The 25,698-nt window shown below is 69.4% G+C and carries 20 protein-coding genes and 1 pseudogene; 8 read left to right on the plus strand and 13 right to left on the minus strand.

The genetic code is table 11. The annotated features are described in order from the left end of the window. Positions 1-12: 12 nt before the first annotated feature. The 3 genes and pseudogenes from OP79_RS00745 to OP79_RS00760 all read right to left on the minus strand — a co-directional run bounded on the left by OP79_RS00745 (position 13) and on the right by OP79_RS00760 (position 8,580). Positions 13-4,580: pseudogene (locus tag OP79_RS00745) on the minus strand (RICIN domain-containing protein). Between the two features lie 462 nt (positions 4,581-5,042). Beyond that, a complete protein-coding gene (locus OP79_RS00755; protein WP_033317878.1) occupies positions 5,043-6,626 on the minus strand; it encodes a TROVE domain-containing protein in 1,584 nt (527 codons plus the stop codon). 487 nt (positions 6,627-7,113) lie between these two features. Next, on the minus strand, positions 7,114-8,580 hold the full coding sequence (locus OP79_RS00760) for an alkaline phosphatase PhoX (RefSeq protein ID WP_033317879.1): 1,467 nt from the start codon (positions 8,578-8,580) through the stop codon (positions 7,114-7,116). Between the two features lie 229 nt (positions 8,581-8,809). On the opposite strand from OP79_RS00760, the gene OP79_RS56360 reads away from it, so the two are divergent. Next, complete coding sequence (locus OP79_RS56360) at positions 8,810-9,163, plus strand: hypothetical protein (RefSeq protein WP_211270709.1); 354 nt, start codon at positions 8,810-8,812, stop codon at positions 9,161-9,163. 7 nt (positions 9,164-9,170) lie between these two features. On the opposite strand, the gene OP79_RS00770 is transcribed toward OP79_RS56360, so the two are convergent. Then, on the minus strand, positions 9,171-10,598 hold the full coding sequence (locus tag OP79_RS00770) for a hypothetical protein (RefSeq protein ID WP_033317880.1): 1,428 nt from the start codon (positions 10,596-10,598) through the stop codon (positions 9,171-9,173). A gap of 299 nt (positions 10,599-10,897) precedes the next feature. Here OP79_RS00770 and OP79_RS00775 point away from each other — a divergent pair, with 299 nt between their 5' ends. Next, positions 10,898-12,730, plus strand: a complete 1,833-nt coding sequence (locus OP79_RS00775; RefSeq protein WP_033317881.1) for an endonuclease/exonuclease/phosphatase family protein — start codon at positions 10,898-10,900, stop codon at positions 12,728-12,730. A 236-nt stretch (positions 12,731-12,966) separates the two neighbouring features. Here the strand turns inward: OP79_RS00775 and OP79_RS00780 are convergent, their stop codons facing one another. Further along, the gene (locus OP79_RS00780) at positions 12,967-13,608 is read right to left on the minus strand and encodes a TetR/AcrR family transcriptional regulator (protein WP_033317882.1); all 642 of its coding nucleotides are present in this window, start codon (positions 13,606-13,608) and stop codon (positions 12,967-12,969) included. Positions 13,609-13,766: 158 nt separating this feature from the next. Here OP79_RS00780 and OP79_RS00785 point away from each other — a divergent pair, with 158 nt between their 5' ends. The 5 genes from OP79_RS00785 (at position 13,767) to OP79_RS00805 (ending at position 18,875) form a co-directional block, all read left to right on the plus strand. After that, entirely contained in the window at positions 13,767-14,690 is a 924-nt protein-coding gene (locus OP79_RS00785; protein ID WP_211270710.1) for an SDR family oxidoreductase, read from the plus strand. A 4-nt stretch (positions 14,691-14,694) separates the two neighbouring features. Continuing rightward, positions 14,695-15,834 (plus strand): MBL fold metallo-hydrolase, encoded by a 1,140-nt coding sequence (locus tag OP79_RS00790; protein WP_033317883.1) that lies wholly within the window; start codon positions 14,695-14,697, stop codon positions 15,832-15,834. Further along, the gene (locus tag OP79_RS00795) at positions 15,831-16,754 is read left to right on the plus strand and encodes an alpha/beta fold hydrolase (protein ID WP_033317884.1); all 924 of its coding nucleotides are present in this window, start codon (positions 15,831-15,833) and stop codon (positions 16,752-16,754) included. The genes OP79_RS00790 and OP79_RS00795 overlap by 4 nt, the downstream gene beginning before the upstream one ends. A gap of 82 nt (positions 16,755-16,836) precedes the next feature. Continuing rightward, positions 16,837-17,748, plus strand: a complete 912-nt coding sequence (locus tag OP79_RS00800) for a metal-dependent hydrolase (RefSeq protein ID WP_033317885.1) — start codon at positions 16,837-16,839, stop codon at positions 17,746-17,748. Positions 17,749-17,771: 23 nt separating this feature from the next. Continuing rightward, a complete protein-coding gene (locus OP79_RS00805) occupies positions 17,772-18,875 on the plus strand; it encodes a PDR/VanB family oxidoreductase (RefSeq protein WP_033317886.1) in 1,104 nt (367 codons plus the stop codon). Positions 18,876-19,037: 162 nt separating this feature from the next. Here the strand turns inward: OP79_RS00805 and OP79_RS00810 are convergent, their stop codons facing one another. The 5 genes from OP79_RS00810 to OP79_RS57985 form a co-directional block, all read right to left on the minus strand. Further along, complete coding sequence (locus OP79_RS00810) at positions 19,038-19,742, minus strand: antibiotic biosynthesis monooxygenase (protein WP_033317887.1); 705 nt, start codon at positions 19,740-19,742, stop codon at positions 19,038-19,040. 93 nt (positions 19,743-19,835) lie between these two features. Continuing rightward, positions 19,836-20,438: a DUF3618 domain-containing protein gene (locus OP79_RS00815; protein WP_051744287.1), complete on the minus strand. Its 603-nt coding sequence runs from the start codon at positions 20,436-20,438 to the stop codon at positions 19,836-19,838. Continuing rightward, on the minus strand, positions 20,435-20,848 hold the full coding sequence (locus OP79_RS00820) for a phage holin family protein (protein WP_033317888.1): 414 nt from the start codon (positions 20,846-20,848) through the stop codon (positions 20,435-20,437). The genes OP79_RS00815 and OP79_RS00820 overlap by 4 nt, the downstream gene beginning before the upstream one ends. A gap of 53 nt (positions 20,849-20,901) precedes the next feature. After that, entirely contained in the window at positions 20,902-21,579 is a 678-nt protein-coding gene (locus OP79_RS00825) for a hypothetical protein (RefSeq protein ID WP_033317889.1), read from the minus strand. Then, positions 21,576-21,707, minus strand: coding sequence for a hypothetical protein (locus OP79_RS57985; RefSeq protein ID WP_281193003.1), 132 nt, complete (start codon positions 21,705-21,707; stop codon positions 21,576-21,578). Before OP79_RS57985 ends, OP79_RS00825 begins: the two co-directional genes overlap by 4 nt. A 161-nt stretch (positions 21,708-21,868) precedes the next feature. Between OP79_RS57985 and dapA the strand changes: the two genes are divergently transcribed. Further along, positions 21,869-22,765 (plus strand): 4-hydroxy-tetrahydrodipicolinate synthase, encoded by an 897-nt coding sequence (gene dapA, locus OP79_RS00830; protein ID WP_033317890.1) that lies wholly within the window; start codon positions 21,869-21,871, stop codon positions 22,763-22,765. Between the two features lie 10 nt (positions 22,766-22,775). Here dapA and OP79_RS00835 read toward each other — a convergent pair whose 3' ends face one another. The 3 genes from OP79_RS00835 to dapD form a co-directional block, all read right to left on the minus strand. Continuing rightward, the gene (locus OP79_RS00835) at positions 22,776-23,960 is read right to left on the minus strand and encodes a WD40 repeat domain-containing protein (RefSeq protein ID WP_033317891.1); all 1,185 of its coding nucleotides are present in this window, start codon (positions 23,958-23,960) and stop codon (positions 22,776-22,778) included. Beyond that, a complete protein-coding gene (locus OP79_RS00840) occupies positions 23,957-24,514 on the minus strand; it encodes a SigE family RNA polymerase sigma factor (protein ID WP_033318117.1) in 558 nt (185 codons plus the stop codon). The genes OP79_RS00835 and OP79_RS00840 overlap by 4 nt, the downstream gene beginning before the upstream one ends. Before the next feature lie 161 nt (positions 24,515-24,675). Beyond that, positions 24,676-25,665, minus strand: a complete 990-nt coding sequence (gene dapD / locus OP79_RS00845; protein WP_033317892.1) for a 2,3,4,5-tetrahydropyridine-2,6-dicarboxylate N-succinyltransferase — start codon at positions 25,663-25,665, stop codon at positions 24,676-24,678. Positions 25,666-25,698 lie beyond the last annotated feature (33 nt).

Here is a 25,698-nt window from a genome sequence, read left to right on the forward strand (position 1 = left end):
GCTTGCGGTAGTTCACCCTACGATCGGGGCGGGCTTGAACACGATGTCGATTCCGTCGACCTTGTTGTCAACCGCCCAGTGACGCAGAGCGGTCGCGGTCCTCTCGTTGTCCACGTACCAGACGACGGGGACGCCATCGGCCGCCTTGACCTGCTTCTGCATCGTGCTGGTTTCCCTCGTGGGAAACCTGAGCTTGCCGGTGGCCGCGTCGACGAAGTTGTCCGGGTAGTGGAGGAACTTGGCGTCGATGAGCGTTCCGTTCTGGTAACCGTCGAACTTGACGAAACCACTCTTCTCGGCCGGTGCGGGTACTTTGTACACAAAGCCCTCCGGAACTCCGTTGGTGACCACCCGCTGATAGGCGGCGGCAGAGGCGTCCATCCCCTCGTTTTCGGCATACCACCTGCCGGGGCCTCCGAGTTCGACCCAGCAACCAGGCTCGGCGCTGGTGGCGCGCGCTGCGAAGGAGGCGGTGCGGGCCGTCTTCTTGCACGAGTCGCCCAGTTCCCTGATCACCTTGGTGGCGATTCCAGCAACCGCCGCCTCACTCAGCCCGAGAGAGCGCAGGGCCTTCCACGCGTCGGCGAAGCCGATGCCGGTCTTGATGGAGGCGTCCAGTGCCTTTACGGCGTCGGCGATGGGCCTGAGGATCTTGCCCGCGAACAGGGTCGCGACGTCCACAGCCGCCCAGGCACATCCGCCCCAGCTGCCGTCCGCACCACCGGGGGCGATCTTCTGGACGCACTTGATCCAGTGTCCGAAGAGGATGTCCACCGGGTCGATGCCCTGGTTGAACTCCACCATCGAGATGGTGTCGGTGACCTCGGTGGACAGTTCCTTCGTCGGGTGTTCGCCGAGGTACACCGTCGCACCGGCGGGGCACCTGTACTGCGAAGGATCCAGGTCCTCAGCGGTGCACATGTACAGGTCGAGGACCGCTTTGAACCGGATCTTCGCGGTGATCTTGCAGTCGCCGGTGTGGATGATCGGGTTGCAGTTGTCCTTCTTGATCACCTCCGGATCGCCGATCTTCTCGATCTGGTCGACGACGTAGAACATGTTGCCGATGGCGACACCGGCCTCGTCGACAACGGTCCCCGTGGTGATCTGTTGCGCGTTCTCCTTCGCTTCGGCGCGCTCGGCTGCTTCCTGCGCCTCCTTGGCGTACTTCTCCGCGTCCTTGGCCGCCTGTTCGGCTTCGGTCGCGGCGACGTCGGCGCGGTCGGCCGCTGCCCGGGCGTCCTTGGCGGCCTGTTCGGCCTCCGAGGCGGCCGTGCGGGCGGCGGAGGCGTCGAGTGCTGCCTGGTCGGCCGAGTCGCGGGCGTCCTTGGCATGGCCTTCGGCGCGGCCTGCGGCCTTGTCCGCGGCGGCTGCGTCTTCCGTGGCCTGGCGGTCGTATTCGACCGTTCGGGCCAGTGAGGCGCTGGCCTTGGACGCGGCCGTGGCTGCGTCGGCCGCGAAGCCGAGGGCCTCCTTCGCGTAGGTGCGTGCGTTCGACGCGTGCGCGGCGGCGTTGGCGGCGTGCTGGTAGGCGGCCTTGGCTTCGCCCTGCGTCGCCTGGGCGAGGGCCTTTGCGGCGGCGGCTTCTTCCTGTGCGTTCTTGGCGTGGGCGTCGGCAACGGCCTTCTGCTGGTCGGCGATCGTCTTCGACGCCTGCCCCGTCAGCACCACCAGGCTCGCGGCCGAGTCCGTGGTGACGTACGGGGAGCCGAGCTGGATCGCGTCGTTCGCCGGTTTGGCGACCTGTGCGGCGGCGTTGCCGGCGTCCACGGCGGCCTGTGCGGTGACATGGGCGAAGCCCGCGGCCTTCGCCGATGCCGCCAGAGCCTTGGCGACCTCCTTCTTCGCCTCGCCCGCATGTCCCTTGGCGGTTTTGGCTTTCTGCTCCGCTTCGTCGGCCAGCTTGACGGCCGTCTTCGCCTCAGCAGCGGCGTGCTTCGCGGCCGCGATGGCGTCCGCCGCGGCGCTGGTCGCGGTCTTCACCGCGGCGTCGGCCTTCAGTTTCGCGGCCTGGGCGCCGTCGGCGTGGGCACGGGCTCGCTTCGCCGCCGCCTCGGCGCGGGTGGCTGCGGCGTCCGCGTCCGCTGCCGCCTTCGTCGCGGCGTCGGCCTCGGAACGGGCCTTCGTAGCGGCGGTCTCGGCATCGTCCGCGTGCTTGTCCGCCTGATTGGCAGCGGTGCGGGCTGCGTCTGCTGCCTCGCCGGCCTCCAAGGAATCGGCGTAGGCACCCTTCGCATCCGCCTTGGCCCGGGCGGCGTCGGCCTTCTGCTCCGCGTCCCAGGCGTCGTCCCGCTTGGCCTTCGCGTTGTCGCGGGCCTTGACCGCATCGTTCTTCTTCTCGACCGCGGTGCTCTCAGCGGTTTCGGCCTTGGCCTTGGCGTCCTTCGCCTTCGTCGCTTCGGTCTCGGCGTTCTGTCTGTGCTTGGCTGCCTCGGCCTGCTTGGCCGCGGCGGTCGCCTTCTCCGCCTTCGCCGTCTTCTCCTCGGCTTCCGCCGCGAGTCGCTTGGCGTGCGCGTCGGCGGCAGCCGCCTTCGCATCACCTTCGGCCTTCAGCGTCTCGGCGAGCTTGGCCTCGGCGGTCTCCTTGTCCTTCTTCGCGTTGTCGCGGTGCACCTTCGCGGCGTCGGCAGCGGCCTTCGCCTGCAACTCGGCCGTGTGCGCTGCTTTCTTGCGGAACTCCGCCTTGACCTGCGCGGCCTGAGCCAATGCTCGCTGCGCGATGGTCTGGCTGTCGCCGCCGGAGGCGCGGGTGGCGGCCTCAGCGGTTTCGCCGGCCTTCACCATCGCCTCAAGGGCGGCCGACGCGCCCTGGGTGACCTGCGCCTTCTGCTGGCCGACCAGCAGACCACGGCCCCGAGGAGCGCCGTTGTTGTCCGCGATGGTGTAGGCGGCCTGCTCGGCGGTGCTCGTGTCCGTGGCGGACTTCTTCGCTGCGGCGGCCTGCGCCTTGAGGGTGGTGAGTTGCTTCTTCGCCGCTGCCTGCGCGCCTGCGATGCCCGTCTTGGCCTTGTCGAACTGCGCCTTCGGCGGAACGGTGCCCTTGTTGCCGGACGGCTTGATGTCGAACTGCTGCGGGCCGGTGCCGTTGCACGCCCACAGCCACGAGTTCTGGCCGTTGGTGAGCTCGTTCAGGTCCAGGCACTTGCCCGTGCCGACGTTCTTCAGGCTCGTCGTCGCGCGCAGGTTGTACTCCCACGTCTGCGCCGGAGAGCTGTTGCACGTCCAGATCTGGATCTTCGTGCCGTTCGTCGGGTCGTTGTTGGACACGTCGATGCACTTCAGAGAGTTGACGTTCTGCAGGTGCAGGCCCTTGTCGTCGCCGTAGACCTGCCACTTCTGCGCTGCCGTGCCGTTGCAGGTGAACAGCTGGACCGGTGTACCGCTGGCCGTTCCGCTGCTCTGGACGTCGAGGCACTTGCCCCGCGCCGCGTGTACCTCGATCACCGCAGGCGCGTCGCCGACCCACCCGAGGACCAGTAGTCCTGCCAGCGGGCGAGGTGGTCGGCGGTCCATGAGTGGCCCAACAGGTCCCCGAGCGCCTTGGCGCCGGTGGCCAGGGACTTGGTGGCGTCCTTGTTCGCGTTCAGGATCTGGTTGCGCTGCGCGGCCTGAGAGGTGATCTCCCGCTACCACTCGGTGGCGGCGGTGGTGGAGATGTCGCCCAGCACCTTGCTCGGGTCGATCGGGTCACGCCATGCACACGACGCGAACCGGGACTTCAACTCCTCGACCGCGATGCGGTACTCCGCCGTGTCCGGCTGCGGGGCGGTGCGGGGGAATCCCCCGGAAGTGAGGAAAATGCGGGCGTTGTCCGCACCCGCGTTCTCTCCCGGGGACCCGTGCAGCCACTTGAACGCCGACCGCTCGGCGAGCGCACGGTTCCATTCGACCGGGGGAAGATCCGTGTCCGGGTCCGTCCCGTAGAGGGGAGTGCCCAAGTCATCAACGGCCTTCAGGGTCCTCGCGTCCGCCTTGGGGGTGGAGTCCTCGTAGAAGTCGCTGTCGTTCTTCCAGAACCGGTCGGCGGTCCACTGGCTCAGACCCGTCTGGCCGTAGAAGTCGTCCTTGCCGTCGCCCGACGAGCCCGGAGGCCGTTGAAAGGAAGCGTCGGTGAAGCCGGCCGGGGTCGTCAGACCGTCGAGGGGCTTCTGCCATCCGTTGCGGAGAGCGTGAAGGGCGTTGAGTTCCTTGCCTGCCGCGTCCCGGTCCTTCTGGTACGCCTGGGCGAGCGGAGTGTTCTGCCAGTGCTGCCGGTCGGCCAGAGTGTGGAGCTTGTCCGGGGTCTGGTTGAGGCCGTCCTGCGCGGTCGTGGCCATGGACGGGCCGCCCAGGCGCAGGACGTCGGCCATCAGGCACTGGTCCTGCCGCAACTGCTCGGCGGCAGTGTCCTCGTGCCAGTCGTAGGAGTCGCCCGCCGCAGCGGCCCCCGCTCCGGCGAGTCGGTCGAGCAGATCCGGACGGACGGCCAGGCCGAACACCACGGCCAGGGCCAGGACACCCGTGATGACGGATGTGAGGAATCCGGATCTTCGTGTTCTGGGTATGACGAACCCCGTTCCAGGGCGCAACAGAGCATCCATTCATCGCGAAGGAAGGCAGGCGGGGGTGCCCGTCCGAGGAGATAGAGGCGATGAGTGAAGCTCAGCCCGCCGCCCCGGTACGGAGACCGAAGCAGTGGGTGGTGTCCCTCCCCGTGGCGACGCTGTTCCCCCGGCCGCCGGTTGGTGTGAGTGCGCCACGGCGGAGCGGTCATGGTCCACCAGCGGCGCGCGGCGATCACCATAGCCACAAGGCCAGCGGTCCGGAACAGGAGTTGACTTCGGAGTCAGGAGTGGCATGGCGCGAAAACGCCCACGACAGCACGCGATCAGGCAGGCACAAATCCGTGCCGATACTAGGTAGTAACTGTGTGCCTGTTGTGAAGACATCGGGGGCCGAGAAGGCAGCTTGGGTCAGAAGTTGACTGGAAATCACCCTGCCCATGCCAACCCACACAAGCGTGTGGCCCGCACCGAAGTGCGGGCCACACGCCTTACCGCTCCTCAGGCCACCCAAGGCCAATCGGCGTCCCGCGCCCCCTCCAGCAGCGGAACCATCCGGAAAGCCGCGTCCGACAGGCCGCCGAACGTGTGCCTGTTCCCCTTACCGGACGGGCCATGGCCCGCCTGGTATCCGGCAAGGTTCCAGGTGTAGACCGGCACGTTCGCCGGTACCTGCTCGGTCGGGTCCCCGTAGTTGCTGTACATGGCCTGCTCGTCCGTGACGATCAGTACGCGGTCGTGCTTCTTGTAGTGCTTGCGCACCGCCTCGGTGGTGTTGGTGCCGCCGAGGTCGCCGAAGCGGTCGAGCACCTTCAGTACGGACTCGCCCTTGCGGAACCGCACCCGATTGCTGCTCGTACCGAACTCGACGAGATCCGCGTCCGCCGCCCGCAGCGCGAGCGCCGTGCCGAAGATCGCCGCGGCGTCCGCCCGGTTGAGCTCCGAGCGGTCGGAAAGGCGCGAGTAGAACATCGAGCCCGAGCGGTCGACGAGCACCAGCGTGCGACCCGGCAGTGCGGGCACGTTGGCCAGCGAGTGGCCGAGTGCCTGCTCCAGCGGGTACGACCAACGCAGCGACGGCGCGTACTGGTACGCGGCGAGGTAGCGGAACGGGAACTGCCGCGAGCGCGCCACCTCCGCCGGGTCGCTGATCTTCGCGGCGACCCGAGCTGCCACCTCGTCCGAGACGCCCGCCTCGTCGAAGTTCCGCAGGTTGCGGACCAGTGCCATCGCGCCCATGGACGGGATCACGGCCTCCCAGGCCGCCTTGTCCATCGGGCCCTGGAGCCAGCCGGCCAGCGCCTCCCAGGTGATGCCCGCGTCCGCGAGACGCTGCGCGCCGCCCGAACCGGTCACGACCCTGCGCCGCTTGGCGGGCCGCAGTGCCATCAGGTCACGGTGGGCCGCCAGCACGGGCAGCGACTTGGGCACCACTGCCGTGTCCGGGTTGTGCCGGCGGTCGAGGGCGTACTGGAACAGGTCGCCCTGCCACGGCTTCTGAGGGTCCGGCGCGGCGTGCACCAGGTTCAGGATGTCACCGAACCGGTAGCCCTTGGACGCCGTGTCGTACTTCAGGAGCGACTTGGCGCTGTAGAGGCGGCGTACGGCATCGGCGACGCCACGCTTCACCGGCTTCGGGATGGCTCGGCCGTACCGCGAAGTCCAGTACGCGAGCAGCTCGCCGGGCTCGTCGGGGCGGCGCAGCACGGAGTCGATGACCTGTCGGTTGGACGGGCCGTCCGTGGCACCGGCGTCGAGACGCGCCTTCACGTACTCGGCGGCGCCGACGATCGAGGCCGTACGGAGGTTGCCCTCACCGCGCAGCCAGCCGAGCAGGCCCGCGGTCCACTCCGGGTCCTCGACGGCGAGCCGGCGTACGAGCTGGGCGAACCGGTCGTCGCGGGCCTCGCCGCTCTCGTAAAAGGTCTGCTGCGCAACGAAGTTGGCGATCGAGAGGAGAAAGAGCTCGGAGCGTGCGTCACGCTCCTGGCCCCGGCCGCCCTGGTGGGTACGCAGAACGCGCCCGGTCGACGTCACGCGAGAAGTGGGCTGTGCCTTGGTGGACTTGGTGTTGAAACGCGCCATGGTGAATTCCCCCGAATTCATTGATTTTCCAGGGGGGAGGCGCAACAAATGGAATGTGCCCGAGGTCAGGAGTCGGCGACGGAACAGTCAGATGCTCTGCCGATTGAGCTATACCGACCGAAGCCGGATGACGGGACTCGAACCCGCAACCCTCTGATCCCAGAAGTAACCGTTGCCTGCGCACCGGGCACACACCATTTGCTGCGCCTCCCGAGATCAAGTCGGCGGCGGCGTGGATTCTTTGGAAGAGAAGTAGCCGCAGCCTGCGCACCGGGAGGTGCGTGACATGCATGAAATTGTGGTGTCCAGAGTTCAAGGCCGGCGGAACCGACGTAGGTGCTCTAACCCCTGAGCTACACCGGCGCGTTGTACCGGTGGCGGGACTCGAACCCGCGGCCGCCCCATTATCAGTGGAAGTAGGTCCTGCCTTCGCACCTGGACATGCATCACTGTAGGAGGCGTACCGCGGGCCGGGCCAATGAATTAATCAGACGCGCTTCTGGCGCTTCCAGGGTCCGGTGATCGCGAGCAGAATCCCCGGGTCCTGGATGTTGGCGTACAGGGTCTTGCCGTCAGGGGAGAAGGTGACGCCGGCGAACTCGCTGTATTCCGGCTCTTCTTCGGTGCCGACGTTCAGGTCGTTGCGGGCGATGGGGTACGTGCGGCCGCTGTCCGTCGCGCCGAAGAGGTGCGAGACGCCCTCGCCGTCCTCGGCGAGGACGATGCCGCCGTAAGGGGAGACGGTGATGTTGTCGGGGCCGTCGAAGGCTCCGTCCTTGGAGGGGTCGGGGTTCACGCCGAGGAGGACCTTGAGGGTCAGCGTGCGGCGCTTGGGGTCGTAGAACCAGACCTGGCCGTCGTGCTGGACGGGGCTCTCGTCACGGGCGTACGAGGAGACGATGTATGCGCCGCCGTCGCCCCACCACATGCCTTCGAGCTTGCGGGCGCGGGTGACCTCGCCCTCGTCGAACTGCTTGCGCACCGCGACCGTCTTGGCGTCGCGGTCGGGTACGTCGACCCAGTCGACGCCGTACACGGTGCCGATCTTCGTGGCGCGGGACAGGTCGTCCACGTAACGGCCGCCGGAGTCATAGCACTTGGGGGCCTGCAGGACGCCGGCGTCGTCGGCGAGGGTGCGGAACTTGCCGCGGCCGTAGGTGAATCCCTTCGGCGGGACCCAGCGGAAGAAGAGGCCGTTGGGCTCGTCGTCGTCCTCGGTGAGGTAGGCGTGGCCTCGCTTGGGGTCGATGACGACGGCCTCGTGGTCGTAACGGCCGAAGAACTTCAGGGGCTTGGGGTCGCGGTTGGCGCGGCGGTCGATGGGATCGACCTCGAAGACGTAGCCGTGGTCCTTGGTCATGCCGTTCTGGCCGGCCCGGTCGGAGTTCTCCTCGCAGGTGAGCCATGTGCCCCAAGGGGTGCTGCCGCCCGCACAGTTGGTGGAGGTGCCGGCGATACCGACCCACTCGGCGACCTGGCCGCCGGGGCGCACCTCGACGACCGTGCAGCCGCCGGACGCGGCCGGGTCGTAGACGAGGCCCTTGGTGAGGGGCACCGGGTGGTCCCAGTTGGCGCGCGGGCCCTTGAGCTCGTGGTTGTTGACGAGGAGGGTCGTGCCGCGGGGGCCCGGGAAGGCGGCCGTGCCGTCGTGGTTGGACGGCGTGGTCTCGCCGGACTCCAGCTTTGTCTTGCCGCTGTAGGTGAGGACGCGGTACGAGAATCCGGCGGGCAGCGCGAGGATGCCCTCGGGGTCGGGGAGGAGCGGGCCGTAGCCGACGCCGCCGCCCGGGCGTTCCGCGGCGTCTCCCGCTTCCGCGTCGTCCCCCATGGTCTCGGTGTCCTGGGCCGCGAGGGCGCCGGGCGCGGTGGCGAAGGCGCCGACGCTGCCGACCAGGGCGACACCGGCGCCGGTGATCGCGGACCGTCTGGCGAAGTCCCTACGAGTGAGCGACATGCTGTCTGTTCTCCTGTGACGGTGGAGTGGGACCGTGGAGGGTGGCCGGTTACCGACCTCTGCCACACCGTTCCGCTTGTGACTGAACGCCGGTTGAACGCGGACCGACAATCGCGGGCCAAGGCGCCACCCATACGGCCCAGGAATCCTGGTTTGCGAACGAATGATCGGAAGAATCTCCGTAAAATAGACAGCAACCATCCGCACGCCCCGTGGGAGGCGAGCCGCAGTGGACGCACGTAAGGCGCGCCGCCTTCACGAGGACCGGCTGATGAGGCTGGCTCATGTGACCGGGGTCGGCATCGGACAGGACGAGAGCTCGGGCGAGGACGTGATCGTCGTCTTCGTCACCCACGAGGTGGCCGGCGACAGCCTCCGGCCCGAGGACGTGATTCCGGACGAGCTCGAGGGCGTACCCGTACGCGTGCTTCCGATGGGCGACGGCGAGGCGCAGGACGAGACACAGGCCGAAGCGGTCGAGACCCAGGCCGAGGCGCAGAGCGAGACTCAGGCCGGGGCGCGGGACGAGACCGAGCAGAGGCAGTCACAGGGGGCTCATGAGTCCCCTGAACCCACCCCCTGACAGCCGCTCAACCCCCTTGCTGCGACCGCGCCTTGAACGCCGCCTTACGGGCCTCCTTGGCGACCTTCTTGTCCGGGTGGAGCCGTCCCATGGCCTCCAGGACGTCCGGCGTGGCCGGGTGGTCGACGCGCCAGGCGGCGTCGAAGAAGTTGCTGTGCTGGGCCGCGAGTCCCTGCACCAGGGCCTGGAGTTCCTCGGAGTTGCCCTCCGCCGCCAGCTGCGCGGCGATCGTGTCGACGGTCAGCCAGAAGACCAGGTCCTCGGAGGGTGCGGGCACGTCCGGGACGCCTCGCTCGGTGAGCCACACCCGGGCGAGCCCGCCCAGCTCGGGGTCGTCGAGCACTTCGCGCAGGGCCCCCGAGGCCTCCGTACCGACGAGCGACAGGGCCTGCTGGCAGAGCAGCCGCCGCAGCGGTGCGCCCGGGTCGGAGCCGCGGGCGGCGGCGAGCAACTCCCGTGCGGCGGCGAGGGGTTCGCGCCGGGCGAGCCACTGCTCGGTCTCGGCCTGTGCTGCTGCGGGCGGGAAGGTGGAGGTGCCGTCGAGCAGGGCGTCCGCGCCCTTGTCGGCGAGGTCACCGACCGCCGGGGCGGAGAGCCCGCCCTCCCGGAGCCGGGTCCGGATGCCGTAGAGGCCGAGCGGGGTGAGGCGCACCATTCCGTACCGCGAGATGTCCGTCTCGTCGGACGGCGTGGCGGGCTCCTCGTCGGGGTCGGTCATCAGCGTCTCGTCGACGGGCTGGAAGTCGACGAGACCGGCCGGTTCCAGGAGCCGGAACTGGTCGTCGAGCCGCATCATCGCGTCCGACACCTGCTCCAGGACGTCGTTCGTGGGTTCCGCCATGTCGTCCGGTACGACCATCGAGGCGGCGAGCGCGGGCAGCGGCACCGGGCTGTCGCCGGGTCCTTCCTCGCTGACGGTCAGCAGGTAGAGGTTGCCGAGCACGCCGTCGAGGAAGTCGGCCTCCGCGTCCGGGTCCCAGTCCAGGGCGGCGAAGTCGATCTCGCCGTCCGCGTCCATGGCGGTCATGAGGTCGTCGAGGTCGGGCACGCTCGCGTCGGCGAGCACCGTGTCCAGGGCGCCGAGCCACAGGCCCAGCACGTCGGCCGGCGCACCCGAGGTGACGAGTGCCAGTTCGGCGCCCTTGGCGACCGTCCCCTCCTCCTCGTCCACGATCTCGACGAGCCCGGTGTCCACGGCCACCCGCCAGGCCTCGCTCGCGAAGGCGGCGGCGTCCTCCCCTTCGAGGCCGAGTTCCGCGGCGGCGCCCGGCAGTTGCTCCTCGACGAGTTCGCCACCGGCTCCGACCCGGGTGTCCGGACCGGCCCAGCGGGCGAGGCGTACGGCACGGGAGAGCAGCGGTGTGGCGAGCGCGTCCCGCGCGAGCTCCGCTTCGGACGTCAGCCGCACCGGCGGCAGGGTGGAGCTGTCTGACATCGGCTGGTTCTCTCCTCGGACGTACAGACGTGCACACATGCAGGGGGGTCGGGCGGCCGTCCGGACGTCGTGTCTCCGGCCGCCCCTGACCGCAGTCTCAGCCTAGACGGATTTCAACCCATGCGGCCTAGTTCATGAACCTGTCAGAACCCGTACATGGCTGAAACCTTGACAAGTAACCTGGCCACACACGAGATTGACGCGCGTAGAGCCCTACTGCTCCGCAGGCTCCACCAGATCCACCAGCCCCTTGCACCACCCTCGTCCCGGCGCTCACGCACGTCCCCGGAGGGATTCCGTTGCCCAGCAAGTCTTCCGCGCGCATAGCCGCGCTCACCGTCGCCGCCATCTGTTCCACCGTCTCCGCCGTGGTGTTCACCGGCTCCGCCCAGGCGGAAGCCGTGGCCGTCCACGACATCCAGGGCAGCACCCGGACATCCCCGCTCGCGGGCCAGCAGGTCACGGACGTGACCGGCATCGTGACCGGCGTACGGACCTACGGTTCGTCCCGTGGCTTCTGGATCCAGGACCCTGCCGCGGACAAGAACCCGGCCACCAGCGAAGGAATCTTCGTCTTCACCAGCTCCACGCCGAAGGTCGCCGTCGGGGACTCGGTGAAGGTCTCGGGCACCGTCACGGAGTTCGTGCCGGGCGGTACGTCCTCGGGCAACCAGTCGGTCACGGAGATCACCAAGCCGACGGTGACCGTGGAATCGAGCGGCAACGCACTCCCGGCGGCCACGACCATCAGCAGCCGTTCCGTACCGGACACGTACGCGCCCGCGGGCGACAAGGACGCGAACGGCTCGGTCAACGGGCTCACCCTGCAGCCGAGGAAGTACGCCCTCGACCTGTACGAGTCCCTGGAGGGCATGAACGTCAAGATCGGCTCGTCGCGCGTGGTCACCGCCACCGACCCGTTCTCCGAGCTGTGGGTGACGGTGAAGCCGTACGAGAACCCCAGCCGTCGCGGCGGCACCGTCTACGGCTCGTACGACTCGCAGAACACCGGCCGGCTGCAGATCCAGTCGCTGATCCCGACCGCCACGCAGCCGTTCCCGACCGCGAACGTCGGCGACACCCTGAAGGGCGCCACCGAGGGCCCGCTCGACTACACCCAGTTCGGCGGCTACACGCTGACCGCCCGCACCCTGGGCACGGTCGCCGAGGGCGGACTGGAGCGCGAGACGACCCGTAAGCAGTCGCGGAGCGAGCTGGCGGTGGCGACGTACAACGTCGAGAACCTCGACCCGACGGACGACTCGTTCGCCGACCACGCGGCCGCGATCGTGAAGAACCTGCAGTCGCCCGACATCGTGTCCCTGGAGGAGATCCAGGACAACAACGGCGCGAAGAACGACGGCACGGTCGCCGCCGACGAGACGATGCGCAAGCTGACCGACGCGATCACCGCGGCGGGCGGCCCGGCCTACGAGTGGCGGGCCATCGACCCGGTCAACCTCGCGGACGGCGGCGAGCCGGGCGGCAACATACGCCAGGTGTTCCTCTTCAACCCGGAGCGCGTCTCCTTCACCGACCGTGCGGGCGGCGACGCGACGACCGCCGTGGGCGTCACGAAGACGTACGGCAAGGCGGCTCTCACGGCGTCCCCGGGCCGTATCGACCCGGCGGGCGAGGCGTGGAAGAACAGCCGCAAGCCGCTCGCGGGCGAGTTCGTCTTCCGCGGCAAGACGGTCTTCGTGATCGCGAACCACTTCGCGTCGAAGGGCGGCGACCAGGCGCTGCACTCCCAGTACCAGCCGCCGGTCCGCTCCTCGGAGACCCAGCGCCACCTCCAGGCGACGTCGGTGAACGCCTTCGTCAAGGACATCCTCGCGGCGCAGAAGAACGCGTCCGTCGTCACGCTCGGCGACATCAACGACTTCGAGTTCTCTCAGACGACGAAGCTCCTGGAGGACGACGGCGTCCTCTACTCGGCCATCAAGTCCCTGCCGAAGAGCGAGCGTTACAGCTACGACTTCCAGGGCAACAGCCAGGTCCTCGACCAGATCCTGATCAGCCCGTCGATCCGTAAGTACTGCGACTTCAGCTACGACAGCGTGCACATCAACGCGGAGTTCTCCGACCAGATCAGCGACCACGACCCGCAGGTGCTCCGGTTCAGGCCGTAGTCCCTGTGCGCGGACGAGCCCGGCCCCGTCGTCCGGGGGGCCGGGCTCGTTCCCTTTCCACCTCGCGCATACGCCCGTACCGGCTCAGGCGAAGACGCTGTTCAGCCAGCCCTGCCAGGCGGTCTCGCCGGCCTGCCTGATCGAAACAGGGCCGCCAAAGGCTCCGGTCCGTTGAACAGGGGCCGTGGGCTGCCGTCCGGTGCAGACAGCTCCTGAAGGAATCCGGGCCTGCGTGATCAGGGCTGATCGCTGATGGTTCGGTAGGCCGCGATGAACAGGGTGTGGCACAGGTCGATCAGTTCTTCGACGGTGGCGTTCTGGTGGCCGAGCGTCCAGTCCACGAGGAGTTCGTTGACTCCGCCGACCAGGCTCATCGCGGTCATGGTGAGCCGGTTGGAGGAGGCTTCCGGGTCAGGGGGCGGTGCGACGACGGCGGCGATCAGTGCGGCGAATTCGTGCAGGACCTCGCGGCGGCGCACTTCGAGGCGGGGGCTGGCGCCCACGACCTCGATGAGCACCAGACGGGCCTTGCGGGCGTCGCCGGCCAGTGTGCGGATGAACACCTCGAGTCCGGCGCGCAGTTGGGCGTCGACATCGGGTGCGGCAGCGGCTGCGGCCTGCGCGGTTTCGGCTGTGATCGTAGCGATCAGCTCGTTGTAGACCCCGGCGAGAAGGTCTTCGCGGTCGCGGAACGACTCGTAGAAGTAGCGCTCGGTCAGTCCGGCATGCGAGCACACCTGCTTGACGGAGACCGAGGCGTATCCGGCCGTGCCGAACAGGTCGAGGCCCGCCTGGATGAGGCGGATGCGGCGCTCCTGCTGTCGTTGCGCCGCATCGCGTCCGCCGTAGCGCCGCCCGGCGGTCTGTGTGCCCGTCATGTCTCCCCTTCGCAGAGGTGTTGACACCGGTGTGCTCTGAACTGACACTCTAGCTTGTCAGTTCATCTGACATGGCATCGTGTCAGACACGCGTGGGCCTGGGGACCGCTTGCCGCTCGGCGTTCCGCTCATGCTCAGGGCAAGGAAGGGGCTCGACCGTGGCAGCACCGCCCAGGTACCCGGACAAGTTCAGCCGAAGAGACCGCGACCGTGACCGCGACAGGCTCCCCCGCACACAACCGCTGACCGGCCGAGTGATCGCGGTCACCGGGGCGGGCCGCGGAATCGGGCGTACCGTCGCAGCCCGGCTCGCCGCAGCCGGAGCCGCCGTGGCGATCGGCGATCTCGACGCGGAGCTCGCCATGGAGACGGCTGGTGCCATCGGCGCGCATCCCGGTGGCCGACCGCTCGGGCTGTCTCTCGACGTCACCGACACACCTTCCTTCGAGGACTTCCTGCGCACCGTCGAGACCCGGCTGGGGCCGATCGACGTACTGATCAACAACGCCGGAATCATGTGGGTGGGCCCCTTCGAGGAGGAACCGGAGGAAGCCGCCCTGCGCCAGTTCGACGTCAACGTCCACGGCGTACTGCGTGGGATGAAACTCGTGATCCCGGGGATGCGGAAACGCGGTCGCGGCCACGTGGTGAACATCGCCTCCGCCGCCAGCAAGGTCGCCCCGGCCGGCGAGGCGACCTACGCGGCGACGAAGCACGCCGTCCACGGCTACAGCACAGCCGTCAGAACCGAACTGCGCGGCACCGGCGTGCATGTGTCCTTGGTGATGCCCGGCGTCGTGGACACCGAGCTGGCCGTGGGCACCGCGACCGGCCCCACCCGACGCCTGACGACGGATCAGGTGGCCGACGCGGTGCTCGACGTCGTACTGCGCCCGCGGTTCGAGGTCTTCGTTCCACGCCAGGTGGCCGCCCTGACCCGGTTGGCCGCGCTGCTGCCGGGCCGTGCCCGCGACGCCCTGCATCACCTCCTTGTCCCCGACCAGCTCGCCGCCCTGTCCGACCGGTCGGTCCGCGCGGCCTACGAGCAGCGCACCCGGACCGCCCGCCATCCCGAAGGATGAGCCCGTGACCACCACGCCCAAGCCGGCGACGCCCAGCACGAAGAAGGCCCAGGACGCCGCAGCTCCGCGTCCCATCCCCGAATTCGAAGATGTCCACGACGTATGGCCCCGCGGTGACCGGCTGCGCGCCGTGCGTCGCGCCGCGGCCACCTACCGTGAGCGGTTCGTCCAGCAGGGCCGCATCCACGCCGTCCGCAGTTTCGACATCGCCGCCGCCCCGTACCCGACCCGGTTCGGCTTCCACGGCGCCGCGCTCGCCGTCAACCCGTTCGTGAGCATTGTCAACCGGATGCTCGTCGTGCAGTTCGACGGCTTCGACGGTGAGCTGAAAACACTGGTGTGGGAGCCGACCGTCGCCGCCGGCACGGCTCAAGCGCCGTTCTACGCCCAGCTCAAGCGGCTGGCGGGGGACTTTCTCACCGAGCACGTCTTCGCCCGCTACTACCAGGACCCGAACACCGTCCTGCCCTCCTGCGGTCTGCGACCCGAGGACGTGGACTTCGTCAGCTTCGACCACCTGCACGTCCAGGACGTGCGCATGATCATGGGAAGTACCAGCACCGTTCCCGGCGAACGGGCGCCCCGCGAAGCGCTGTTCCCGCGCGCCCGGTTGTTGGTGCACCGCAAGGAGCTGGGCACCTTCGAATCGATGCATCCGATGCAGTGGGCCTGGTACGTCGACGGAGGCATGGACGGGGTACCGGCCGAGCGCATCACCGCCTTCGACGGCGATGTCGAACTCGGTGTCGGCGTCAGCCTGCTGTGGACCCCCGGGCATACGGACGGCAACCACTCCCTGGTGCTGAACACCCCTGACGGCGTGTGGGTCTCCTCCGAGAACGGCATCTCAGCCGATAACTGGCAGCCCGAGCTCTCCCGCATCCCCGGGGTGCGCCGCCACGCCGCGTTCTACGGCCGTGAGGTGGTGCCCAACGCCAACACCCTGGAGGACTCCCTCGACCAGTACGACTCCATGGTCAAGGAGAAGACCCTCGCCGACCCCAGCCGGCGCGATCCGCGCTGGCTGCAAATCCTCCCCTCCTCCGAGCTGGCCCCCTTCAAGCGGCAGTGGCCGGTGCTGCCCAGCTTCGTCCACGGCGGTCTGAACTACGGCGAACTGACCCCTGCCGGTGGTGGCCGATGACCGGCCCGGCCGCCCGCCGGATCGCCGCGGACGGCGTGGAGTTGGCCGCCTACCAATGGGGAGCGTCCACGGCTCCTCCGGTGGTGCTGGTCCACGGCTATCCGGACACCAGCGCCGTGTGGCGCCCGGTCGCCGAGCGCCTGGCCGACCGCTTCCACGTCACCGCCTTCGACGTGCGGGGAGCCGGTGCCTCCCACCGGCCCAGGGGTCTGCGCGCCTACCGGATGTCCCGCCTGGAAGCCGACCTGGAGGCGGTTCTCGACGCCGTGAGCCCCGACCGCCCGGTGCACCTGGTCGGACACGACTGGGGATCGATCCACTCCTGGGAGTCGGTCACCGGCACCCGCCTGGCCGGGCGGATCGCCTCGTTCACCTCCATCTCCGGACCCTGCCTGGACCACGTCGGCCACTTGATCCGGGCCCGCCTTCGGCCGCGGCATCCGGATCTGCCGAAGCTGCTGCGGCAGGCCGTACGGTCCTGGTACATCGCCTACTTCCATTTCCCGCTCCTGCCCGCCCTGACCTGGAGAGCACTGGGACACCGCTGGCGCGCCTTCCTCACCGGCTCCCAAGGCGTGCCCCGGCACACCCCCTACCCCGCGCCGACGCTGGCCCGCGACGCCGTGACGGGCACCGCGCTGTACCGCGCCAACATGCTGCCCCGCCTGCTGCGTCCCCGGGACCGGCCGACCACCGTCCCGATCCAACTCGTCGTCCCCACCCGGGACTTCTGCGTCACCCCGGTGCTGTCGTACGGAGTGGAGCACTGGACGCGCCAGATACAACGGCGCCCGATCGACGCCGGGCACTGGGTACAGCTCAGCCACCCCGAGGAGATCGCGTCCCGGATCGCGGAATTCGCCCACCGCGTCGAAGACGGCTCCCGCCGCAGTCCGGACCACACCGCGCACCCGATCTGACAGACCAACAGACCAGCAGTACTGGACGACTGCCTGACCGCCCCTTCGCACACACCGATCGCCGACGGAGGAGGAACCTGTCATGTTCCGAGCCGCACATGCCCACCCGGAGCGTCCGTCCGAGCCCATCGACCACCACGACCTGGTGCTGCAACCCCGGGACGTCACCTTCGACTGGGGCACCACCCCGCTGCACTGGCTGCCGGGTGAGCCCTTCGCGACCCACACCTTCGATGTGCTCCACCTCATGCTCCCCGAGCTGGAACGCTGGTTCGTGCGCACCTTCGAGCAGGCACTGCCACTGATCACCGATGACCGGCTGCGCGAGGACGTACGCGGCTTCATCGGCCAGGAAGCGATGCACGCCGAGGCGCACCAAGAGGTCCTGGAACACCTGCTCACCAAGGGTCTTGACCCGGCTCCGTACACTCTGCAGTCCGAATGGATCTTCCGAAGGGTGCTCGGAGACCGGCCGGGGCTGACGCCGGCCGCCGCACACGCGCACCTCCTCCAACGGCTCGCCCTCATAGCAGCCTTCGAGCACTTCACCGCGTACATGGGTCACTGGATTCTCAGCAACGGGCACCTGGACCAGGCCGGCGCGGACCCCGCGATGCTGGATCTGTTCCGCTGGCACGGCGCGGAGGAGGTCGAACACCGCTCGGTCGCGTTCGACCTGCTGGTGCACCTCGATCCCCGGTACCGGCGCCGAGTGGTCGGCATGCTCGTCACCGCTCCGGTGCTGACCCGGCTGTGGATCCGCGGAGTCCGCTTCCTGATGAGCGCCGACCCCGAACTCGACGATCGGGTCAAGGTCCGCTTCCGCGACTACCTGGCCGCGGCCCGCAAGGACCTGTTGCCCCGGCCGGGCGCGTTCGCCCGCTCGGTGCTGCGCTACTTCCGCCCCGGCTACCACCCGACCCAGGAGGGCTCGACCCAGCTGGCGGTCGCATATCTGGCGGCGTCCCCTGCTGCCCGAGCGGCGGCCCGATGACCCAGCAACCAGTGAGGCATCCCATGGACATCGGCACACCCGTCACTCGGCCGCCGGACCTGTACGGCAAACCGCGCAGCGACTCCTTCATGCGGAAGCTGGCGGCTTTCAGCGACAAGGCGGTCACGGGCCTCGCGCGGCGCAGCACTCCTCCCAGGCGCCCGCCGGCCACCGAGACGCCCGTGATCCGGGAACTGGTGGTCGACGCCAAACACCAAGAGGCCGAGGATGTCGTCTCCCTGCGGCTGGCAGCACCCGACGGGGAAACACTCCCGCCCTGGCAGCCCGGCGCCCACATCGAACTGCGCCTGCCCTCCGGCCGCAAGCGGCAGTACTCGCTGTGCGGCGACCCTGCCGACCGGTACCGGTACCGCATCGCGGTGCGCCGCATCGCCGACGGCGGAGGCGGTTCGGCCGAAGTGCACGACGCCCTCGGAGACGGTGTGCGGGTCGCCATCACCGGGCGGCCCCGGAACGCCTTCCCCTTCGCCGCCGAAGCTTTCGTCCTGCTCATCGCGGGCGGCATCGGAATCACCCCGATCCTGCCGATGGCTCGGGAAGCCGCCCGACGCGGGCTGGACTGGAGGCTCGTGCACACCGGCCGCAGCCGCGGCTCGATGCCCTTCGCGGCAGAGCTGGCCGAACTGGCAGCCGCAGCCCCTGGCCGGGTCTCCATCCGTCCTGACGACGAGTCCGGCGTGCCCGAAGCAGCCGATCTGTTGAGCTTGAGCCCGGCGGCGGGTGCGGTGTACTGCTGCGGGCCCTCGCCCATGATCGACGGCGTTCGGCGCGCGTTCGGTGGCAGCCGCGCGTCAGCCCTGCACTTCGAGCGTTTCGCCCCGGCCCCGATCACGGACGGCCGTCCCTTCGAACTTCAGCTGGGCGACACCGGACGGGTTCTGCCAGTGCCGTACGACCGCTCCGCCCTGGATGTTCTCCACGAGGCCCTGCCGGACCTGCCGTTCTCCTGCCGCCAGGGGTTTTGCGGCACCTGCCGGGTACGGGTGACCCATGGCCATGTCGATCATCGTGACCGTCGGCTCACCGCCACCGAACGTGCGGCCGGCGCCATGCTGCCCTGCGTCTCGCGTGCACCGGAAGGAGAGCGGCTGGTGCTGGAGGTGTGAGCGATGGCCGAGTGCCCGTAGAGCGCGGCCGTCGCCGCGAGGAACCTCAGCGGCATCGGGACCGAAAACTTTTTTGTCCAGACGGTTCAAGCTTTCGGTGAGACGGTGTGGGCCGGCTACGCCCGATGCGGTGCGGGTATGCCCGGTGCGGTGCGCGATGAGTCACTCGGGGACGAGGCCGAGGGCGTACGAGTACCTGCTGACCGTCGAATTCTTCAGGCCGGGGAACGTCTGCACGCGCTCCCACTGCGACGTGGACGATCCGACGCCGTCACCGGGAGCGGCCAGGGCGTCGATATGGGCCTGCGCGCTCTCCCACTCCGCGTAGTTGAGGACCCTCGTGCCGTCGGTGCTCAGGTGGAAGTGGGCGGAGATCCCGCCGGGGTGCTGGTTCGGTTCGCTCTCCAGGGCCTCGAACACGGCGTCCACCCAGGCGCGCTGCCGGTCGGGGTCCGACCCCTCGAACTCGACATCGACGATCACGATGCAGCCCGGCACGCGCGGCTCGGCCTCGGGCCGTGTACCGCTGCGGTAGCGCCGGTACCGTCCGAGGGCCACCCGCTCGATCCCGGGCACTGCGGTGTCGATCTCGTCGACGCGCTCCTGTCGCTGTGTCCTCGCGAACGCCTCGTACGCCTGCTCGTCGGCCCACTGCGAGTGGTGCAGCAGGGTCGTGCCGTCGTGCCCGGTGTAGACGTAATAGCCGAGCAGGCCCTCGATCGGCCAGGGCCTGCTCTCCCAGGTCGAGGCGATCGCCTCGACGGTCTCCTTCTGCCGTTCGGTCGTCCCCACCCGCCAGGTGCTGAAGAACGGGGCTTTCACCTCAGGGCGGGTCAGGTCGGGGTGCGCGTCGGTACGGCGCGTCATCACAGCCTCCAGTGATTCGGTACTCGGTGCGAGCACCACCCACCCTCTGACCTCAACCAAAGTTCAGGTCAAGAGCGGAGACTGTGATCCTGTTCAGCGGCGACCGCGATGACCGGGTCGGCCTCGGTAGCCGCGGTGACTGGACCCGCTGGTGGACCGCCGCCGCAGGATCCCCACCGCGATCACGGCAGCGGCTCCGGCGATCAGTACCGGCTTGGGATGCCGTCGGCCGGTCTGAACGACGGTGGTCGCGGCGTTACGGACGGGCTGCGGCACGTTCTCCTGCACGACGTGCCCTGCGTGGGTCGCCTTGCTCTGCACGGTGTGCCCGGTGTGCCCGACCTTCTCCTGCGCCCGGTGTCCGGCGTCGGCCGCCTTCTCCTGGGCCACATGCCGGGCATGGGCTGCCTTCTCCTGAGCCACATGCCGGGCGTGCGCGGCCTTCTCCTGAGCCACGTGCCCGGCCTGCGCCGCCTTGTCCTGTACGGCATGTCCGGCCTCGGACGCCTTGCCCTTGAGCTCGGCGCGCCGCGCCCGGGCGCGAGCCCGCACATCGGCCTTGGCGGCCAACTCCTCGACGGTTTCGCCGAGTTGCTCGCGGGTCTGCGTGATCTGCTCTCGCAATTCCTCCGGCCCCTTGGCGCCACGGGCCGCCTTGCCGGCTCCCTCGGCGTCCGTGCCCTTCCGCTGGTTCATCGATGCGCCCTTTCCTTGATTGTGTCGACGTCGGCCCGGACGCTTTCGAGGGTCTCCGCAGGCATGGGCGGCGTGGCACGGCGCAGTTGCGCGCGGCCGGTGACGCCCAGGACGGCTGCGATCACGAAGAGCACGGCCGTGACGATGAGCGCCGACGCCCACACGGACAGCACCAGGGACAGCGCGGCGACGCCCGTGCCGGCCAGCGCCATCACGCCGACATATCCGACCGCGCCCGCCGCGCCGAGGAGCCCGCCGCCGCGTCCCGCGCGCTTGCCCTTCTGCGCCAACTCCTCTTTCGCGAGCCGTACTTCCTGCCGTACGAGCTCGGAGAGCTGTTCGGTGGCCTGTCCGATGAGGTCACCCACCGAGTGGTGTTCCTCCGGCCGCCGCTGCATGGTCTCGGTCACGACGCCCCGCCTCCTCTCGTCTCGGGACGCCCGAGTACCCCGCCGAGCCGCCGCTACCCCTGGTCGGCCCCGGGTTGGCCGAGTCGTGCCAGCTGGGTCTGGAACCAGTCGAGCCGGGCCTGCAGCAGCGCGGCCTCGGCGGTCAGCTCGGACACGCCGAGCCCTTCGGGCAGGTCGGCGCCGGACGGTGCGACACCTCCCCCGGCCCGGACCCGCAGCCCCTCTCCGCCGAGCCGCGCGAAGGTCGCCAGGGATACGGAGGGACGGCCGCGTACGCATCCGGCGCAGCTCGCCGCCAGCGCCCGCCAGCCGGGCCTGCCCCATCCGGCGTCGGCCAGCGCCACGGCCACGGAGCCGCAGCCACAGGGGCCGACCGTGGCGGTACGGACCCGTTGCCGGGCGTAACGGAACCCGAGCTCGAAGCGGATGTACGCGCCGAGGACCGCCACCTCGAGGAGCACGGCGGTCCGGTGCTCGGCGGTGCACAGCATCGCCTCCGCCGCCGTGCGGTCGTGCACGCAGTGGAAGCCGCAGTCGCAGCGGCGATGGGGTGCCCGGTGCCGCAGCCCGTACACGCAGTGGGCCTCGTCGAGCACCCCGTACGGCAGCGCGCCGCCCAGCGACACACCGGTGAACCCGGCCCGGCTGCCGTCCTGCGACAGCATCGGGTGGGCGATCTTGAATCCGGTGGGCGGCTCCGCCGGACGTTCCTCGGGGAGCCGCCACCTCATCGCGCGACCGGAACCTCTTCGGCGGCGGGCTCCAACTCCTCGATCTCCTCCGCGAGTTGAAGCTCGTCCTCGTCCACGCGCGGCTGCTCCTCCGCGACTCCGGTGGCGAGCGCCTTACCCAGCCTCATAACGCCTCCCGTGACCGATCACCAACTACCGTCCCCGCCATGGTGACTCAAACGGCGCCGACTTCCTAGAGCGCCCGTTCGCTCACCGCACAGCGTTCCTTATGGATATCTCGTAGAAGAATTAAGTGGAGCTTCAGCATCGGGATGCCGAAACTACGGACATGACCACACCTTCCGCCCCTCCCTTCGGCCGCGCCCTGTGCGCGATGATCACCCCCTTCACCGAGGACGGGCTGCTCGATCCGGACGGGGCGCAGGCGCTGGCCGATCGGCTGGTCGCGGACGGATGCGAGGGTCTTGTGCTGTCGGGGACGACCGGGGAGTCGCCGACCACGACGGACGCCGAGAAGGCCGCGCTCGTGCGGGCCGTGGTCGAGGCGGTCGGAGGGCGGGCCGCGGTGGTGGCGGGCGTCGGGACCTCCGACACACGGCACACGATCGAGCTGGCCCAGGAGGCCGAAAAGGCGGGCGCGGACGGCCTGTTGGTGGTCTCGCCCTACTACAGCAAGCCGCCCCAGGAAGCCCTCGAGGCCCACTTCCGGGAGATCGCGGACGCCTCCGGGCTGCCGCTCGCGCTGTACGACATCCCGGGCCGCACCGCCACCCGCATCGAGCCGGAGACCATGCTGCGCCTCGCCGCGCATCCGCGGATCGTGGCCGTCAAGGACTGTGCGTACGACCTGCTCGGCACCCAGAAGGTACTGGCCCGCACGGATCTCGCGTACTACACGGGCTGCGAGGAGTTCATCCTGCCGCTGTACGCGGTCGGCGGCGCCGGCTACATCAGCACCGTCGCCAACGCCGCACCCCGCCAACTCCGGGGAATCCTGGACGCGTTCGACTCGGGAGACACCACGGAGGCCGCCCGGCGTCAGCGCCGTGCCATCCCTCTCATCGAGTTGATGATGGCATCCGGCCTGCCCGGCACGGTCACGGCGAAGGCCCTGCTCACCGCCCTCGGCCTCCCCGCCGGTCCGGTTCGCGGACCGCTGCGGCCCGCCGGCCGCGAGACGGTCGACGGGCTGCTGGCGGCGTACGAGCGGCTCGTGGCCACCTGACCTGGCCTGATCAGCGTTCGGCGAAGATCGGCGTCCATTGTCCGGGCGCGCCGTCGTTCCCCTTGAGAGCTCCACTCAGGCGTACGAGTTTGTCGCTGCCGATCGTGACGACGACAAGCCGGTTGTGGTGCTCGTTCTGGCCCGGTTCGCTGTACCAGACGATGAGCCGCTCGTCGTCGACCCAGGCGAGCGGCTCGTATCCCCGCACCTTGGCGATCTGCTCGCCGGTGTAGGCATCGAGGACGGCACCGTTGGTCGCGGCCAGCTTGCCGTTCGGGGACACTCCCGCGTCGTTGAACCAGTGCGTGTACTTCTCGTTCGCGGGCTTGTCGACCTTGTTGCCCTCGAAGTCGTAGTACTGCATGTGGGGTTCCGAAGAGAGCCCGGCGTAGACCAGCTTGCCGTCGTGACTGAAGGCGAAGTCCTGACGGGCGTTGCTTTCGTCGCCCGCCGGGACCTCGCTCCACGATCCCTTGCCGGTGGCCACGTCGATGACGTAGAAGCCGTTCCGCGGCTGGTCGTGCGACTGGTCGTAGTCGTTGTTCTTGCCGTCGCCGTCACTGTCGTAGTCAACCTTGAACCGCAGGTCGGGGTTCGTCTTGTACGTCGTCGCGACGAGCTTGCCGCCGTCGGGCGAGAAGCTGACGCCCGCGACGCCGCGGTCCACCGGAATCCAGCGCTCGACCTCGCCGGTGAGCAGGTTGAGCAGGCCGATCCGCTGAGTGGGCAGGTCCTTCTCCAGGACGGCGGCGGTTCGCATGCCGGGGGCGATGTCGACGAAGGACCACTTGGTCGTCTTCTCGTACTTGCCTGTCTTCTGGTCGAGCAGCCGGTACTCGCGGACGCCGACGGCACGGTCGTCCGTCTGCTTGACGTTCTTGCGGGTGTAGTACGCGGCCAGCGCGACGTCTCCTGCCGCGATCATGTCGCGCGGGGGCGACTGGTCGGGGTGGGCGATGACGTCGCTCTCGTTCATCTCGGTCGCGAGCCGATCGCCGTCCTTGCCGGACTCCAGCATCGGCACCGCCACCGCGATGGCGACCACGGCGGCGGTGGCCGCGGCGACGGACGCGAGCGTACGGGTACGGCGGCGCCGGCGGGCCGTCAGCACTCGGTCGGCGAAGCCCGGGGGGACGGGCATGAGCTCGGTGGCCTGCTCCCGCAGGGAGTCACGCACCAGTTCGTCGACGTTCACGGGCGTACCTCCACGGGGGAGTAGTCACGGGACGGGGGCTGCTCGGCGTCGGCGAGGCCGAGTGCGGCCAGTTCGGGTGCGAGGGTGCGCAGCCGGGCGAGCGAGCGGTGCGTGGTGGAGCGCACGGTCCCGACGGAACAGCCGAGGACGCGGGCCACGTCGGCCTCCGGCAGATCCTCGAAGTACCGCAGCACGAGCACGGTCCGCTGCCGCGGGGTCAGCCGTGCCAGCGCTCCGCGCATGACGATGCGCAGCTCGGCGGCGGAGGCGGCGTCACCGCCGCCCGTTCCCTCGGGCGGCTCGGCGACGGTCAGTTCCCGTCTTCGCCACTTCAGCCGCCACCGGCTCACCTGCTGCCGGTACAGGATCCGCCGTACGTACGCCTCCGGCTCGTCGATCCGCTGCCACCGGCCCGCGGCCTTGATCAGCGCGTTCTGCAGCAGATCCTCGGCGGCGTGCCGGTCTCCGCCGCTGAGCAGGACGGCGGTCTTCAGCAACGCCGACGACCGGTTCTCCACGAACTCCCGGAAGCGCTCCTGCCCTTGGGCATCCATCGTCACCTTCTCTTCCCCGGCGGGCCTCCCCCGCTTTGCATTCCTTGTGACGCGCCGGGCCTTCCCCCGCTATGCCTGTGCCACAAAGAAAGTTCTCGCCTCCACACAGCCGAGCGCCCTCCCGCGGTCGGCGGGAGGGCGCTCGGCACGCTTCACGTACGTCAGTTGTGGCTGTGCAGGATTTCGTTCAGGCCGCCCCACACCGCGTTGTTCGGCCGCGCCTCCACCGTGCCGCTGACCGAGTTGCGGCGGAAGAGGATGTTCGAGGCGCCGGAGAGTTCGCGGGCCTTGACGATCTGGCCGTCGGGCATCGTGACGCGGGTGCCGGCGGTGACGTACAGGCCCGCCTCGACCACGCACTCGTCGCCGAGCGCGATGCCGACGCCCGCCTCGGCGCCGACGAGGCAGCGCTCGCCGATCGTGATGCGGACGTTGCCGCCGCCGGAGAGGGTGCCCATGGTGGAGGCGCCGCCGCCGATGTCCGAACCGTTGCCCACCACGACGCCGGCGGAGATACGGCCCTCGACCATCGACGTGCCGAGCGTGCCCGCGTTGAAGTTCACGAAGCCCTCGTGCATGACCGTGGTGCCCTCGGCGAGGTGCGCGCCGAGCCGGACCCGGTCGGCGTCGGCGATGCGTACGCCCTTGGGGGCCACGTAGTCCGTCATGCGCGGGAACTTGTCGACCGACGTCACGGCCAGGTGGAGGCCCTCGGCACGGGCGTTCAGCCGGACCTTCTCGAGGTCGTCGACGGCGACCGGGCCGAGCGAGGTCCAGGCGACGTTCGCGAGATGCGCGAACATGCCGTCCAGGCTCTGGCCGTGCGGCTGCACCAGACGGTGCGAAAGCAGGTGGAGGCGCAGGTACACGTCATGCGCGTCGATCGGCTTCTCGTCGAGCGAGGCGATGACCGTACGCACCGCGACCACCTCGACACCCCGGCGGGCGTCCCGACCGATGGCCTTCGCGGCGCCCTCCCCGAGCAGTTCCACGGCCCGCTCGGCGGACAGCCGCTCCGTACCGGACGGGCCGGGCCCGTCACTGAGCTCGGGCGCGGGGAACCAGGTGTCGAGAACGGTGCCGTCGGCGGCGACCGTGGCGAGGCCGGCGGCGACAGCGCCGGTGGTACGAGAAGCAGTCGTGTCGGTCATGAGGGAAACCTAACCGGCCGGGGGCGCGAGGGG

Origin of the sequence: Streptomyces yerevanensis (genome assembly GCF_000716805.1) — a bacterium.
Taxonomy (GTDB): Bacteria; Actinomycetota; Actinomycetes; order Streptomycetales; family Streptomycetaceae; genus Streptomyces; species Streptomyces flaveus.

Bases quoted from the DNA above. Each gene is read 5' to 3' on its own strand.
- OP79_RS00760 (WP_033317879.1), bottom strand. From the start codon at position 8,580: ATGTCGCTCACTCGTAGGGACTTCGCCAGACGGTCCGCGATCACCGGC.
- OP79_RS00815 (WP_051744287.1), bottom strand. From the start codon at position 20,438: ATGAACCAGCGGAAGGGCACGGACGCCGAGGGAGCCGGCAAGGCGGCC.
- OP79_RS00770 (WP_033317880.1), bottom strand. From the start codon at position 10,598: ATGTCAGACAGCTCCACCCTGCCGCCGGTGCGGCTGACGTCCGAAGCG.
- OP79_RS00810 (WP_033317887.1), bottom strand. From the start codon at position 19,742: ATGACGCGCCGTACCGACGCGCACCCCGACCTGACCCGCCCTGAGGTG.
- OP79_RS00805 (WP_033317886.1), top strand. From the start codon at position 17,772: ATGGACATCGGCACACCCGTCACTCGGCCGCCGGACCTGTACGGCAAA.
- OP79_RS00780 (WP_033317882.1), bottom strand. From the start codon at position 13,608: ATGACGGGCACACAGACCGCCGGGCGGCGCTACGGCGGACGCGATGCG.
- OP79_RS00795 (WP_033317884.1), top strand. From the start codon at position 15,831: ATGACCGGCCCGGCCGCCCGCCGGATCGCCGCGGACGGCGTGGAGTTG.
- dapD (WP_033317892.1), bottom strand. From the start codon at position 25,665: ATGACCGACACGACTGCTTCTCGTACCACCGGCGCTGTCGCCGCCGGC.
- OP79_RS57985 (WP_281193003.1), bottom strand. From the start codon at position 21,707: ATGAGGCTGGGTAAGGCGCTCGCCACCGGAGTCGCGGAGGAGCAGCCG.
- OP79_RS00825 (WP_033317889.1), bottom strand. From the start codon at position 21,579: ATGAGGTGGCGGCTCCCCGAGGAACGTCCGGCGGAGCCGCCCACCGGA.
- OP79_RS00840 (WP_033318117.1), bottom strand. From the start codon at position 24,514: ATGGATGCCCAAGGGCAGGAGCGCTTCCGGGAGTTCGTGGAGAACCGG.
- OP79_RS00755 (WP_033317878.1), bottom strand. From the start codon at position 6,626: ATGGCGCGTTTCAACACCAAGTCCACCAAGGCACAGCCCACTTCTCGC.
- dapA (WP_033317890.1), top strand. From the start codon at position 21,869: ATGACCACACCTTCCGCCCCTCCCTTCGGCCGCGCCCTGTGCGCGATG.
- OP79_RS00800 (WP_033317885.1), top strand. From the start codon at position 16,837: ATGTTCCGAGCCGCACATGCCCACCCGGAGCGTCCGTCCGAGCCCATC.